The 15,106-nt window shown below is 57.8% G+C and carries 12 protein-coding genes; 9 read left to right on the top strand and 3 right to left on the bottom strand.

Features of this window, described 5'->3' with window-relative positions:
• From AB4N53_RS05665 to AB4N53_RS05680, 4 genes are all read left to right on the top strand, one after another.
• Nucleotides 1–771 carry an SDR family oxidoreductase gene (locus tag AB4N53_RS05665; RefSeq protein ID WP_460118893.1) on the top strand — a complete coding sequence of 257 codons (771 nt, stop codon included), beginning with the start codon at nucleotides 1–3 and terminating at the stop codon, nucleotides 769–771.
• A gap of 24 nt (nucleotides 772–795) precedes the next feature.
• Nucleotides 796–1,920 carry a glycerol dehydrogenase gene (locus AB4N53_RS05670; RefSeq protein WP_460118895.1) on the top strand — a complete coding sequence of 375 codons (1,125 nt, stop codon included), beginning with the start codon at nucleotides 796–798 and terminating at the stop codon, nucleotides 1,918–1,920.
• Between the two features lie 130 nt (nucleotides 1,921–2,050).
• A complete protein-coding gene (locus tag AB4N53_RS05675) occupies nucleotides 2,051–2,587 on the top strand; it encodes a 2,4'-dihydroxyacetophenone dioxygenase family protein (RefSeq protein ID WP_024012829.1) in 537 nt (178 codons plus the stop codon).
• Nucleotides 2,588–2,674: 87 nt separating this feature from the next.
• A complete protein-coding gene (locus AB4N53_RS05680; RefSeq protein ID WP_016774575.1) occupies nucleotides 2,675–3,580 on the top strand; it encodes a LysR family transcriptional regulator in 906 nt (301 codons plus the stop codon).
• Nucleotides 3,581–3,701: 121 nt separating this feature from the next.
• Here AB4N53_RS05680 and AB4N53_RS05685 read toward each other — a convergent pair whose 3' ends face one another.
• From AB4N53_RS05685 to AB4N53_RS05695, 3 genes are all read right to left on the bottom strand, one after another.
• Complete coding sequence (locus tag AB4N53_RS05685) at nucleotides 3,702–6,161, bottom strand: fimbria/pilus outer membrane usher protein (protein WP_460125343.1); 2,460 nt, start codon at nucleotides 6,159–6,161, stop codon at nucleotides 3,702–3,704.
• Between the two features lie 197 nt (nucleotides 6,162–6,358).
• Nucleotides 6,359–7,108 (bottom strand): fimbrial biogenesis chaperone, encoded by a 750-nt coding sequence (locus AB4N53_RS05690; protein WP_460125346.1) that lies wholly within the window; start codon nucleotides 7,106–7,108, stop codon nucleotides 6,359–6,361.
• Between the two features lie 68 nt (nucleotides 7,109–7,176).
• Nucleotides 7,177–7,782 (bottom strand): fimbrial protein, encoded by a 606-nt coding sequence (locus AB4N53_RS05695; protein ID WP_056785673.1) that lies wholly within the window; start codon nucleotides 7,780–7,782, stop codon nucleotides 7,177–7,179.
• Between the two features lie 325 nt (nucleotides 7,783–8,107).
• On the opposite strand from AB4N53_RS05695, the gene AB4N53_RS05700 reads away from it, so the two are divergent.
• The 5 genes from AB4N53_RS05700 to AB4N53_RS05720 all read left to right on the top strand — a co-directional run bounded on the left by AB4N53_RS05700 (nucleotide 8,108) and on the right by AB4N53_RS05720 (nucleotide 15,098).
• Nucleotides 8,108–9,328 carry an EAL domain-containing response regulator gene (locus AB4N53_RS05700; protein WP_110599490.1) on the top strand — a complete coding sequence of 407 codons (1,221 nt, stop codon included), beginning with the start codon at nucleotides 8,108–8,110 and terminating at the stop codon, nucleotides 9,326–9,328.
• Between the two features lie 174 nt (nucleotides 9,329–9,502).
• Nucleotides 9,503–10,210, top strand: a complete 708-nt coding sequence (locus AB4N53_RS05705; protein ID WP_460118898.1) for a response regulator — start codon at nucleotides 9,503–9,505, stop codon at nucleotides 10,208–10,210.
• 7 nt (nucleotides 10,211–10,217) lie between these two features.
• Nucleotides 10,218–13,850 carry a transporter substrate-binding domain-containing protein gene (locus AB4N53_RS05710; protein WP_460118900.1) on the top strand — a complete coding sequence of 1,211 codons (3,633 nt, stop codon included), beginning with the start codon at nucleotides 10,218–10,220 and terminating at the stop codon, nucleotides 13,848–13,850.
• Between the two features lie 102 nt (nucleotides 13,851–13,952).
• On the top strand, nucleotides 13,953–14,330 hold the full coding sequence (locus AB4N53_RS05715) for a type 1 fimbrial protein (protein ID WP_460118902.1): 378 nt from the start codon (nucleotides 13,953–13,955) through the stop codon (nucleotides 14,328–14,330).
• A 306-nt stretch (nucleotides 14,331–14,636) separates the two neighbouring features.
• Complete coding sequence (locus AB4N53_RS05720) at nucleotides 14,637–15,098, top strand: hypothetical protein (protein WP_460118904.1); 462 nt, start codon at nucleotides 14,637–14,639, stop codon at nucleotides 15,096–15,098.
• Nucleotides 15,099–15,106 lie beyond the last annotated feature (8 nt).

Consider the following 15,106-nt stretch of genomic DNA (forward strand, 5'->3'; position numbering starts at 1 on the left):
ATGACTCATTCCAGACACGCCGGGCGCACCGTATTGGTCACCGGTGCCGGTGGCGGCATCGGTGCGGCGATCGCGCGGTTGTATTGCGAAGAAGGTGCAGCCGTGGCGCTGCTCGACGCTGATGCCGACAAGGTGCAACAGCAGGCCGGGGCGTTGCGTGATGCGGGTTTTGCGGTCGCGTGGGCGCAGGCTGATGTCGCGAGTTTTCAAGACTGCGCTGCTGCATGCGAGCGCGTGCAAGGTGAGCTCGGCCCCATCGATACCTTGATCAACAACGCCGGCATTTCGCCGAAACACCACGGCGCACCCGCGCCGATCTGGACCATGGCACCGGATGAGTGGCAGCGGGTGGTCGATATCAACCTCAATGGCTCCTTCAACCTGGTGCGAGTGCTCGCGCCCGGCATGGTCGAGCGCCGGTTCGGGCGCATCGTCAATATGTCTTCGGTGGCGGGCAGCGCGTTCTTGCCGATTGTCGCAGCGCACTACAGTGCGACCAAAGCCGCAATCATCGGCTTTACCCGCCACTTGGCCGGCGAACTCGGGCCGTTCGGTGTCACCGCCAATGCGCTGGCACCGGGACGAATCGAAACGCCATTGCTCAAGACCGTATCGGCCCAGGCCAATCAAGCCGTGGTCGACGAGACACCGCTGCGCAGGCTGGGCACACCGCTTGAGGTGGCAAGGGCGGCGTGTTTTCTCACGTCAAGCGAAAGCGACTTCATTACCGGCCAGGTGGTTGATGTCGCGGGCGGCTGGTTGATGCGCTGATGACTTCTTGCGAGGACGTTTGTCATGGTTAAAACGATGGGATTTCCCGGTCGCTACGAGCAGGGTCCGAATGCATTGCGACAATTGGGCAGAGTGCTGAGCGACATGGGCCGATCACGGCCGCTGGTGCTTTGCGATGAGTTTGTTGCCCGGCATCTATGGCCGCAGGTTGGCGCCGCGTTGCAGGACCAGGGATTGGAGCCATTGCACATCGAGTTTCCCGGCGAGTGCACGCGCGCTGCGATTGCGCAGTTATCCGAGCAGGCATTGCTGCACGCCCCCGACACGATCATTGCGCTGGGCGGTGGCAAGACCATCGATACGGCGAAGGGGTTGGCGGCCAATCTCGACGTGCCGATCATTGTCTGCCCCACGATCGCTTCAAGTGACGCGCCAACGAGTCGGCTGATCGTGCTTTACGACGAAGAGCACAAAGTGGTGGGCGTGGAGTTCCTGAAGATGAATCCCGCTGCGGTGATTGTCGATACAGAGGTCATCGTTCAGGCGCCGGCACGGTTCTTCGCGGCCGGCATCGGCGATGCCATCAGCAAGAAATTCGAAGCCCGACAGTGCTACGCCGCCGGCGGCCACAACTCTTTCGGCACACCGCCTCTGCACACCGCGTTGATGCTCACCAACCTGGTTTTCGACACGCTGATGCAGTACGGCGTCCCGGCTTATCAGGCGGTGTGTCGACATGAACTCACCGATGATGTCGAGCGGGTCATCGAAGGCACCGTGCTGATTAGCGGTGTCGGTTTCGAGAGCGGTGGTTTGTCACTGTCCCATGCCCTCGTTCGGGGGCTGACCGCGATACCGGCGATGGCGTCGATGCTGCACGGCGAACTGGTGGCGTTCGGCACACTGGTGCAGATGGCGGTGGAGGCGCGCCCGGTCGAAGAGATTGAACAGGTCGCGCGTCTGCTGCACGCGGTGAAGCTGCCTGTGACGTTCGCTGAGCTGGGTCAGCGCACGCCGTTGACGACGGCGCAGATCAATATTCTCGTGGACGCAACCTTATCGGCGGCTTACGCCAGAAACATGCAGCCGCCCTTGACCTACCAGCGCCTGGTGGAAGGATTGGCGGCGGCTGACAGCCTGGGTGCGCGGTTGATCAGAGGCTGCGCGAAGCCGCCCGCGACGCTGTGATCCTGTGTCACAACAGGTATGACCAAGTAGCTGTTTTCTCCCGTACTGCGACGCCATAACCTTTCCCTCAAGCGAAATCCTGGCGCAATCAAGTGCTGTGAGTTCGTCAAGAAAACCTAGAGGCCTGACAATGAATACTCCTGTTAAACCTGATGAGCTCGCCATTGCGTACCAGTTGCCGCAAGTTCCATTCATGACGCCCGACATGGTGCATCCGGGCGTCATGACGCAGTGGCTCGAAGACGACGCGCTGTGGGTGCCGGTAACAAAATCTGTCTCCTTCAAGCCATTGCTGCTCAACACCAGCGGCGGCTATTACATCAACCTGTTGCGGGTGCGTCAGGCCGGCGTGCTGTCGCGTCACCGCCATACCGGCGGCGTGCATGCGATCGTGCTCAAGGGGCGCTGGTACTACCTGGAGCATGACTGGGTCGCGGAGGAGGGGTCTTTTGCCTATGAGCCGCCCGGTGAAACGCATACCCTGTTCGTCCCCGAGGATGTGAGTGAAATGATCACCTGGTTCCACGTGCAGGGTGGCTACACTTACGTCGATCCGCAGGGCGTTGCCGTGGGTTACGAAGATGTGTTCACCAAGCTTGAAGCCGCCCGAGCGCATTACAAGACGCTGGGTTTGCCGGACGACTACATCGAGCAGTTCATTCGCTGACCCGGACCACAGGAAAAAGCGCGCTTCGGCGCGCTTTTTCATGAGCGTTGAGACAACATGCCTTCAAGCTTTTCGCCAGGACCGGCCATGGACAATTATTCGCAGCTACTCGCTTTTATCTGGTCTACCGAATGTGGAAGTTTTTCTGCTGCCGCGCGCGCCCATCACCTGACGCCATCAGCGGTCAGCAAACTGATCACCCGCCTGGAAGATCGCTTACAGGTCCGGCTGTTCCAGCGCGGCTCGCGCGTGCTGACGCTGACCGAGGAGGGCGCCGCTTACCTGCGCAGCGCCAAAGCCGTCGTCGAAGCCATGAACGAGGCGGACTCGCTGGCCGAGGCGTTGCCCTCCAGGGTCAGTGGCACCCTGCGCATCCACACCATGACCTCTTTCGCCAAACACCAGATCGTGCCATGGCTGCCGGAATTTCTGGATTTGTATCCCTCACTGGACGTTGAGATTCAACTCGGCGCGCAATTCGTCGATCACTTCGAGCAAGGGCTCGATATCGCCATCCACAGCGGCGTATTGCCCAGCTCATCACGCATTGCCAGACGCATCGGCGAATGTGAATGGCTGATCTGTGCCTCGCCCCAGTACCTGGCTGAACACGGCACACCAACCACACCCGCAGATTTGCTGAATCATCGTTGCTTCAATTTCAGCTTCGTCAGCCCGTGGAACAAATGGTCATTTTTGCAGGATGGAGACGGCGTCTCGGTACCGGTGACCGCCAGCGCGTCGTTTACTCAAGGCGATCTGTTGCGCGACATGGCGCTGTCAGGCGCTGGCGTGGTGAAGCTTGCGGACTTTCATATCGGGCTTGATGTAAAAGCGGGAACGCTGGTGCCGTTGCTTGAGGATTTCAAAACGGGTGTGGTCGAGCCGATCTACCTGCTTTACTCGGATCGCAAGCATTTGAGTCCACGGATACGAGTATTCATCGAGTTTTTTCAGAACAAGTGGCGTGAGCATCCGTGGAAGGTTTCTTGACGTTCAGCTTTTGGGTCAGCGTATTGATCAACGCGATGCTCAAACTGCGCATTAAAAAGCCCTGAATCATCAGGGCTGAGTTTTGGCTGAGGGGGCGTAGGGTGACAAGCTCGCGGTCGGTCTACTTCGCGCTCGAAGAGCAGGCCAACCGGTATTGCTCATAGTTCAAGCCTTCGACCTTTTCCGGCAACTTGTACGGCACGGGGCAGCTTTTGCCCTGCCACTTGATGGTGATGACACCGTAATCCTTGGTCACCAGCGCCAGGGCTTTACCCGTCGGGTCTGACAGGGCCAGTTGTTTGCCTTCGCTATCGAGTAGTACCGCGCCGAATGGAATCGCCTGGCCGTTGGCATCGTACAGCTCAAACTGGACGCGCCTGCCTTTGCTGCCTTCGAAGCGTGCAAGAACCACCGAGCCGCGTCTTGGCACCAGTTGCTGAGTGGCGTTATCCAGCTCGATCTCGCCGCCCAGGTTACGCGTGTCCAGCGTTACCCAGTTGACGCGATAAGGTTGCGCGTTAGGCAGAACCGCGTAGCCGTTCAAGCCGGTTTTCACACCTGAATAGCTGCTGACTTCGACGCCCGACATGCCGGGCACTTCCACCAGGCCGAACGTTTCACCGACGGTCTGGCCCATATTGATGCCGCCGGCATGAGCCACGATCGATCCGGCCGCACTCAGGTTCTGCGACTCATAGCCACTGCCTCGGTTGTAGCCAAAGCCCAGATCACCCATCGATGTACGGGTACTCAGACTGAGCGAACCAGAGCGCTCGCCCTGGACGCTGCGCCCGGTCTGCACGGAATAGTAAGTGTCGCTGTCCTCGTTCAGGTAACCGTTGATCCCGGCCTGTGTGCTGGTCCCGGCGTTCTGATGGTTACTGGAAATGTAGGCACGCGGTGCGCGTGGTGTCGATCCGAGCGGGAACGAAATCGAAACGCTCAGTTGTGTGTCGTTGCTGGTGTCACCGCGTGCGCCATATTCCTGGGTTTTACTCAGGCTGATGTTGTAGTTCAGGTCGCGCCAATTGTTGTTGTAGCCGGCGGAAAAGCTGCGCGAGCCACCGCGATCCCAGTAACGTTGATCACTGGCATTCAAATACAGCGAGCCGAACTGGCGCGCTTCGCCAAGGGTCTGGTTTACCGTGAGGTCGGTACGTGTTTTGGCATTGCCCGCGCGCCGCGTAGCGCCGGCGCTGGTGTCCTGCACATGGTCGGTCAGCGTGCGGTAACCCTCGGTCGAATAACGATAGGCGGCGAGGGTGAAGCTGGTATCGGTACCGGTGAAGGTCTTTGCATAGAGCGCGCGTACGCTGCTGCCCTGGGTGGTTTTGCCGAATGCTTTGCTGGACGATTGCGTAACGTCCAGGGACATCGCGCCAATCGAGGTATTCTTCGCCGCACCGATGGAAAGCGCCTTGAAGCCGTTGCTCGCCTGAATGCCGGCAATGCCCGTCAGATTGCTGGTCAAGCCGTAGGCGAAAGTCCCGCCAAGGAAAGCCGGTTTGTCATAGCCCTCGCTGTTGTTGTTGAATTTGCCGCTCGACAGGCTGTACTTCAATTGGCCCTCACGCACCATCGTCGGCAGGGCGGAGAACGCCTGCCGGGTGACCTTGCGCCGACCATCCGCTTCGACAATGGTGATCTCCAGATCACCGTTGGAGCCCGATGGATAGATATCACTGATCTCGAACGGTCCCGGCGGTACATTGGTGGTGTAGAGAATGTAGTTATCCTGACGAACCTCGATCTTCGCATTGGTTTCCGCCACGCCACGAATGATCGGCGCATAGCCGCGCTCACTGTCTGCACGCATGCCTTCATCAGAAGCGATCTTGACGCCTTGGTAGCGCACGCTGTCGAACAGATCCGAATCGGAAAAGATTTCACCCGCGCTCAGTTGCCCCTTGATCGCCGTGAGGTCGCGCTGGATGAAAGTGCGGTTGCTGACAAAGCGATTGGGCCGGCCGGTGGAACTGCTCAGGTTGGATTCGTTGCGCAGACGCCAGGCACCAAAGTTGATGCCGTTGCGCAGCCCCAGGTTATTGGAGATTTGCGTGGCGTAATCGGTTTTGCTGCGGGTGCTGCTCAACTGGTAGTTGATGAAACCGGCGGCGACACCTTGGTCCCAAAGCTCTGGATCTACATAACCGCGCATGCCACGCGCCATGGCGACCTGCGGCACGCTGATGTTGAGGCGCAGGCGGTTGGCATCGAAACTGAGACTCGCTTGCTCGATCATTGCAGGCAGGTCGTAGTGATCGGCAGGGTGTTGCTCGTCAACCAGATCTTGCTCATGCAGTTTGCGCATGTCCACACCCAGCTGCTGCAACAGTTCCAGAGTGATGCGTGGCTCCACTTTGCCATTGACCGGGTTGGCCGCGAAATCGATGTCGCGACGACCGACCAGCGTGCCGTTGCTGAACACGTCGACGCGGTATTGGCCTGGCAAGACGCTGTTGGCATTCAGCAAAGGTTGCAGATCGACCGCCGATGAGCCTTCAAGGAACAGTGTGTTGAAAGATTCACTCGCCACTGCGGCCGGGGCTTCGGCACCCACGGCAAATCCACAAATGGCCATGTTGACGGCAAAGCACAATGGATGCAGGCAGCCCAACGCCGCTTTGTTTTTCTGGCGCGCAACATGATGCTTAACACAACTTTTAGATGTGTGGTGTTGGGAGGAAAACATGCAATTTGCCTTATCAGTCCGTGTTGCTTCAACCGGAGTCCGGAACTTGTGAAGAACTTGTAAGTTGGCAGAGTAGGGCGGGGAAGTTACTGGGCGGATGCATCTTTCACGCGCTCGGCATGACTTTCGGTAGCGCTCAGTGATGCGTCAAATCGTTGTTGTGCGCCGTAATCGTTAATGGCTGAAAAACTCAAGCGCGAAGAACCGGCTGGCAGCTCTTTCAGATTGAACGAACGGACTTCGCCGGGAACGATCATTGTCGAATCAATTACCAGTTCCGCCTTTTTTCCAGCAGCGATTTTCAGATCTGCCAGCGATACGTGGTAATTGCTCTGATTCTTTACTTGCAGCATCGACTTGCCAGCCTGTGTAACCAACTGCCATGCAAGTTGCTCCGGCGCCTTTGCGGCTTCGCCGGTAAGTCCGTTCGGGCGGAAGAAAACCTTGATGCGCTGACGTACCGCCAGTTGCAGGGTGTTGACATCGGCAGCACTGGCCTGAGGGATTTCCTGCACGTTCAGCCATACCACCGACTCTTTGTCCGCAGGCATGCCGCGGCCTTCATAAAGTATCCTCAGCAGTTGCTGTTGATTGGGCTCGAGTTTGGCCAGCGGTGGGGTTACCGCGAAAGGTGGCGCGCTGCCAGCCGTGTCGCCGGCATCCAGCCACGATTGCGCCAGAATGGTTTGCCCACCGTTGCGCACGGTGACGTTCGCTTCTTTGTGCGCGCCATCGAAAATGATCCGGGTGGAACTCAAGGAAATGCTGGCGAATGCCGAGTGCGTCATCAACACTCCGGCAAGCCCCAGGCACAGCGGAAAATAGCGACTTAACATAGTGTTCACCGATTAATCTGGTCGAGAGGGACGAGGCACGACGGCCCCGCCCAGGTAATGCGCGCTGCTTATTCGTATTCGAGAACGAACGGCAGAGTGGCGTTACCAGTACCTGCAGTAGCGGTGGTCTTGTCGCCGGTGGTGACGTAAGCGGCTGCGAACGACAGGGTGCCGTCGCCGCCAGTGGTTGCGTCGCCAGTCAGGTTGGTCTGCACTTTGGCAGTGGCTTCGGAGCTCAGGTCGATCAACTGGCCATTGCTGTCCAGCAGGGCGATACCAACGCCTTTGGCCGCGTCTGCACCCTGCAGCTTGAGAACTTTCTTGCCATCAACCAGGCCCGAACCGCCATTGACGGTTGGTTTGAACAGCATCGAAACCTTGGTGCCGGCGTTGCAGTTCACTTTCAGGTTGAAATCGTTGGCAGCCACACGACCGGCGCCCGGGGCAGAGTCGGTGCCCATGTCCTTGATCGAAACGCTGCCCATGTCCACGGCAATCATCTTGTCGTTACCCGAAGCGCCGTCTACCGAGCAGGCGTCGTTATTGATAACGCCGGTGAAGCTGATTTGACCGCTGCCGCCCTTGACAGCTTTGGCGGCTTCTTCTTCAGCCACTGCGCCAGTGGAGGCAGCCAGTACGGAAAGAGTGAGTACTGCGAAAGCGAACTTTTTCATGTTTATATCCGAAGTTATTGTGAAGTGCTGCATTGAAATGCCAGGCCATGTTAGGTCGGCGGTGGTGGTAGGTCTTTGGGATTTGTCTTAAAGCGTGGCAAATGCGATCACGCCAGCAATATCGCTTAACGCCTAACTCTATTTTCTGATTAGTTATTGTGGAGAACCAATTGAGACAATTCTCAAGGTTGCGCAGCCGTGCACTGGGTACTATTCGCTGGTGCAGAAATTCTCAGTCAATGCAAAGTTTGTGAGCGAGCGTCCTGCTTGATAGTTGATCCAGACTTTCCACTATTAATGGCTGATAGAAAGAGGTTCCCGGTTTGTGAACACGCTTCGTATATTGGTATTGGAAGATCACGCCTTCCAGCGCACGGCGGCGGTCAGTGCGCTTAATAGTCTGGGTTACAAAAATATCTTTCAGGCGGCTGACGGCAAGGATGCGCTGGCTGTGATCTCCCAGGCAGGGGGTGTGGACGTTGCGTTGTGTGACTTGAGCATGGCCGGGATGGATGGTCTGACGTTTCTGCGCCTGGCGAGAGAGGCCGGATTGATTCGCGCGGTGATCATCTGCAGTTCATTGCCTGAAGACTTGTTGCGCACGGTTGACCGGATTGTCACGTTGCAGGGGCTGGAATTGCTTGGCAGTGTCGGCAAGCCGCTGATGGTCGATGTGCTGGGGCCATTGCTGGCGCGCTATCGGCCTCAAAGCCAGGTCGATATCAAGGTCGCGGAAAGTCATCTCGATCAGCCTTCGGAGAACGAAGTGCTCGAAGCGATACGCCGTCAGGAATTTCGCGCCTACTTCCAGCCCAAGTTTCATCTGCGCAGTGGTGAGGTGGATGGCGCCGAGGTGCTGGTGCGATGGCAGAGCCCCAGTCGCGGCTTGCTCTCGCCAGGCATGTTCTTGCCGACGATCGAGCGTTGCGGCCTGCTCGATGAAATGTTTTTCAGCCTGCTCACGCAAGGCTTGAGTCTGCAGCGCTTCGTCCAGTCTCACGGCAAGCCATTCAAATTGGCGTTCAATCTCGACGTGACGCAGATGGCCAACCCTAACCTTGTCGACCGGATCAAGGCGCTGTTGCGCATCCATGGCGCCTCGCCAGCCGGTCTCATCTTCGAATTGACCGAAACCGGCCTGCTGCAGATGCCCGAGATCAGCATGGAAAACATGGTGCGTCTGCGCATGCTCGGCTTCAGTCTGGCGATCGATGATTTCGGTGTCGGCTATTCTTCGCTGGAGCGCCTGTGTCAGATGCCGTTCAACGAAATCAAGCTCGACGCCGGCTTCGTGCAGAATTTCCACCAGGCGCGCTACAGCGCGGTCATCCACGGTGCCTTGGCCCTGGCGCGCGAGCTGGACATGCGCGTGGTCGCAGAAGGTATTGAAACCGCCGACCAGGTCCATCACCTGGCTCGCCTGGGTTGTCAGTGGGGGCAGGGCTTCTTCTATGCTCGCCCGATGAATTGGGCGCATTTGGTCGACTGGCGTTTCGAGGGTCAGAAGTCATCCTGGCGCCGCGCAATAGGCACATCCGACCGCTGATGTGAGCGGGCAATCTGACTTTTGGGACAAAGCCCTATTTCGTCGCACCTTTAAAACACTCATGATGTGCCCTGAAATCAATCAGATGCACCTGAATGCTTCGGTGATGCCCGGGATTTGCTGCGGTTGCCAAGTGCTGATGGTCCTCCAACCCTCCTCATCATGGAGCTGTTCATGCATTGGTCAGTCGTGAATCCGTTACGCGTTGCCATCCTTGATGATCACTCGCTCATACGTCTGGCGATGAAATCACGGCTGACGCGTGAAGCCGAGTTCAGTGTGGTGGGCGTGTACGGCAGCAGCGCGCAGTTGCTCGCCGGGTTGCGCGAGGTCGACATCGACCTGCTGATCCTCGACTACAAGCTGCACGATGGAGAGCTGGACGGGCTCAATCTGATCCGCCTGCTGCGCAAGCAATATCCGGACATGCGCATTCTCGTTTCGTCCTCTGAAGAGCGTCCGGCAGTGGTGAACATGGCGATCGGGGCGGGCGTCAGCGGATTCTTTGGCAAATCCCAGTCGGTCGATGACCTGATCACTGCCATCCGTTGTGCAGCGTCCGGCCAGTTGTATCTGTCGCCGGCCATGGCCTTTGAGCTGGACGTGCTGCCTGCGTCGGTTGACGAGCCCGCAAGTGGTAGAGACGACAGCGCGGCGCACAGCGATGATTTCCTGAGCAATCCTTTGTTGTCGCCGAAGGAGAAAGAAGTCTTGCGCTGCTGTCTCGAGGGGATGGGGGTTACGCAGATTGCCTTGAAGTTCTCCCGCAGTCGCAAAACCATCAGCGGGCAAAAACAGGCCGCTTTCAAAAAGCTTGGCATTCGTGGTGATGCGGAGCTGTTCAAGTTGCAGCACAGCCTGACGGCCGACAACCAGGGATAACTCGCTTATGTTTCATCTGTTGCGCGGTGTTTTGCTAATCAGTGTGCTTTTCGTGTTCGGTAGCGGGTCGTTGTGGGCAGCAGAGCCGCGCACTCTGCAGGTGTTTGGTCGATCGGACTGCAAGGAACTGCAAGTCGATCTGGCCAATGAAGACTGGAGTTGGCTGCGGCAGAAGCGCAGCCTGGTATTGGGTTCTGCGCTCCCGGATTTCCCGCCTTATGTCATGACCGCCAGCGGTACGCGCTATGAGGGGATTGCCGCCGATATCGCCTGCATTATCGGTCAGGCACTGCACGTTGAAATTACCGTCAAGGCTTACCCCGACCGGCGTGACGCCATGGCCGCACTCGAACGCGGTGACATCGACATGTTGGGCAGCTCCAACAGTTTCGAATTGATCGATGGCCTTGTCGCGCTGAGCAAACCTTATGTCGACGACGTGCCGGCGATGTTCATGCGCGGCGACGATCGGCGACCGATGCCGGCCAATCTGGCCGGTTTGCGTATTGCGGTTGCCGACGATTACCTGCCTTCCAGTCAATTGCACGCGTTATACCCCAACGCCGAGTTTGTGCTTTTTCCATCGAACGAGTTGGCACTGGCTGCGCTGGCTTTTGGCAAGGTCGACCTGTTTCTTGGCGATACGGTGTCGAGCAATTACCTGATCAACCTCAACTACTTCAACTATGTGCGCCTGCACTCTTTCGTCAAAACCCAAACCAGCGGTTTCAGCTTTGCCTTGCGCCGGGGCAACGACCAATTGCTGCGTCTGATCGACTCGACCCTTGAGTCGCTGGGTGATGCGAAGATTGCCGAAATCACCAAGCGCTGGTCCGGCGGCGGCGGGGCGCTGACGCCCAAACGCATTGACCTGACACCCGGCGAAGCCCGCTGGCTTGAGCTGCATCCGGTCGCGCGGTTCGTCATCAATGACGATCAGGCGCCGTTTGCGTTCTTTGATGGCGATGGCAATTTCGGCGGGATCGGTGCTGATCTGCTTGAGCTGATTCAACGGCGTACCGGTTTGCAGATCGATGTAGAACGCACTGACAGCTTTTCCAGTCTGAGTACGCGTCTGCTGGATGGCAGTGCCGACATCTCTCTGCTGACGCCAACGGTCTCGCGTGAAGTCGGCATGCGTTTCACTCATCCGTTCCTCGCCAGCCCATTTGTGATCGTCACCGCCAAGGACCCGGGCGCGCCTTCAAGCCTGCAGGAATTGCGCGGCAAGCGAGTCGCGGTTCCCGAAAGCTCGGCGGAGCGTGAGCTGCTCAAGGACTATCCCGACATCGAGATCGTCGACAATGAAACAGTCCTGGGTGCGCTGGCCGACGTGAAGAATGGACGTGCGGACGCGATGATTACCACGTTGCACAGTGCGCGTTATTACATCGCTCACATCTACAGCGACAGCTTGCGCATCTCCAATATCGTCGGCATGAACAAAGGCTTCCTCGCTTTCGCCGCGCGGCGTGCCGATACCGAACTGGTCAGCATTCTGAACAAGGCACTGCTGAGCATTCCGCCGGATGAGCTGGACGTGATTCTCAACCGGTGGCGGCCCATTGCAGCATTTTCCGGATTGTCGTGGCGCGACTACAAGGCGCTGATCTACCAGATCAGCGCTGCCGCGTTCCTGATCATCCTCGGGTCGGTGGCATGGAATTTCTACATCCGCCGGCAGATCCGTGAACGCAGTCGGGCAGAGCGCTTGCTCGGCGATCAGTTGAAGTTCATGGGCGCGTTGATCAACGGCACGCCGCACCCCATTTACGTTCGTGATCGGGAAGGTCGACTCGTCACCTGCAATAACAACTATCTGCAGACATTTGGCCTGATAGAAAAGGATGTGATCGGCAAGACCGTGCTCGAAAGCGGCAAGCGCAATCGCCAGGAGGCGTTGCAATTTCACGACGACTACCTGCGCGTCATCGAGCAGGACGAACCTTACGAGGTGGATCGCACGCTGCATGTCGGTGATACGCGGCTGGTCATTTACCACTGGATCCAGCCTTATCACGACACCGCCGGTGAAGTCAGAGGCGTGATCTGCGGCTGGATCGATATCAGCGAGCGCCGTGAACTGATCGAGGAGTTGCGTGCGGCGAAAGAGCTCGCTGACGAGTCGAGCCGCGCCAAAACCACGTTCCTGGCGACCATGAGCCACGAGATCCGTACGCCTATGAGTGCCGTGATCGGCATGCTTGAACTCACACTCAAACGCGCCGAGCAGGGCCACTTCGATCGGCCGGCGATTGAAGTGGCCTACGACTCGGCGAAAGGCCTGCTGGAACTGATCGGCGATATTCTTGATGTGGTTCGCATCGAGTCCGGCCATGTCAGCCTTTCGCCCAAGCGTGCCAACCTGCGCGAACTGGTCGAATCGGTAGCGCGGGTGTTCGACGGGTTGGCCAGGCAGAAGAGTCTGGTGTTGAAGCTCGACATCGACGCCACTGTCGGCTGTGACGTGTTGGTTGATCCGATGCGCTTTCAGCAGGTGCTCTCGAACCTGGTGGGCAACGCGATCAAGTTTACCGACACCGGTCATGTCAGCGTCTCGATTCGCGGCCAACGCCTTGCTGACGAACGTTTGCAAGTCGACCTTAAAGTCGAGGACACCGGCATCGGCATTTCCAGTGCTGATCTGCAGAACCTGTTTCAGCCGTTTTCCCAAGCCAACCATGGTCCGTCCAACAGGGGCGGCACCGGTCTGGGGCTGGCCATCTCGCGTTCGTTGTGTGAACTGATGGGCGGGCGGCTGAATATCACCAGTACGCTGGGCAAAGGCACCTGCCTGGAAGTGTCGCTGTTCTTCAACATTCTCAGCCCGCTCGGCGGCAAGGTGCTGCCTGTTACGGTTATTCAGGACAAACCGGTCCCGACACTCAGGATTCTCGTAGTCGATGACCAGAGCGCCAATCGCCTGCTGCTCACGCAGCAGCTGAGTTTCCTTGGCCAGGCGGTGCGTGATGCCGCCGATGGTGCCCAGGCATTGGCATTGTGGCGCTCGGAGCCGTTCGACATTGTGATCACGGACTGCAACATGCCGGTCATGAACGGCTACGAACTGGCCCGCACCATTCGCCACGACGAACGCGAAAGTGGTGCAACGCCATGTGTCCTGCTGGGCTTTACCGCCAACGCGCAGCCGGAAGAAAAAGTGAAGTGCCGAGAGGCTGGCATGGATGATTGTCTGTTCAAGCCGATCAGCCTCAGCACATTGTCGACCCTGCTTGCAGGCTGGGAAAAGAACCTCGAAACCGAGCCTGTCGAAAGCCTGCCTGCGGCGAGTAGCAAGGAGCTGGGATCGATTCGTGAGCGCTTGAACGAGCTCACCGGGGGCGACCTCGACATGATGAAAGAACTCCTGCGTGAGGCACTGTCGAGTTGTGAAAAGGATCTGGAGGAGTTGCATTCGCTGATACCCGAAAGCGATCCTGGGCTGTTGGCTGACCTGGCACACCGGATCAAGGGGGCGGCGCGCATTGTTGCCGAACATCAGGTCATCGAGGCGTGTAACGAGCTTGAGGCCGAATGCGAAGCGCCGGTCATCGATGCTCTGGATCTCAATCGCAGCGCAGCGAAGCTGGAGCATGCACAGGCTGATCTGATCAAGAAAATCAAAAGGGTCGAGTTGTAAGCGTCTCGGCTCATGACCCTGAAACTGGCCGCGCATTGAAGAGGGCGTTAAAGATCATTTCGTCACGGGCGATACCTTGGTTAATAACCATGGAGTTTCGCGATGATCATTCGACGTCCTTTATTGATTGCCTGCCTTTGCCTGCTCGGTGTCGACACCGTCAGCGCAGCCCAGTCTGCGCCGGTCAGCGGAGTGATTCGCTTCAGCGGACAGATTGTCGAGACGAGTTGCATGGCGAGTGGCAGCAGCCATTTTTCTGTCGAGCTGCTTGGCTGCCCGCAGGCAAGCACCGGGCAGACCTTCACGGTGAAAAACGTCAGTGCGGCAGGGCGGGGTGAGCCGCGCCAGCAAGTGTTCGTGAAAATGATTGCCGATACTCATGAACAGGAAAAATACTACGACCAGCGTCTGCTACTGACAGACAACAAGGGCCACCAGATAACGACCGGTAATTACGTCGTGACGATGACGCTGCCTTGATGGCTTGGAAAGAATGAATCTGCGCCCCTTGTTTCAAGGTTACTGACAAAAAGGGGCGTCACTAATGAGAATTGTCTGGTTCGTGCAGAACCGTCCCGCGCTTCAGGCTTGCCGCCACTTCCCTGCGTTGCAAAATTTCCCCTTCAACACTCTCTGAACCAGACCATGCGCCGCTGCCATGGGCTGTCGTCCAGGTGTGGCGATCGCTCGGCGATCCTTGCGTCATTTTGAGACAAGTCTCATTTCAGTCAGACGTGCCCTTGGCTATTTTCTTCAAAGGAAGAATGGAGCTGCCAAAGGTGTCCGATGTTTCTTGAAAATAACCGCAGTCGATCCTTGCGGATCCTGATCGCTGACAGCGACGTGCGCAGAGGCCAGTCGATCGAACAGCAGTTCAACAAGCTGGGCTGTCTCAGCGTATTGAACGTGTGTACCTATCGTGACTTGAGAGTCCTGACGTATTACTGCCCTCAACGGTTGAGCCTGGTCGTCGTCAATGCGCAGTTGCTCAGCGAGATGGCGATGGATCCGCTCGACTTTTTTGGGGAAAACCCGCTGATTCGTCATCTGCTGATTTTCAATCCCAGCGATGATCACCAGTGGTCGAAGACCTTCTTCAACCCGCATCCGCAGCGCTGGATGCGCCTGGTATCGAAAATCGATCTGCCGCGATTGGCAGATTTTCTGATGCTGGCCGACCCGGCGCTCAAGGAACTCGGGGAGCCGGCCTCAACCGATCCTTCGCTTTCCTCGTGCGCCAACCGCTAGCTGCGTCA

The organism is Pseudomonas sp. H3_E04 (assembly GCF_054668915.1).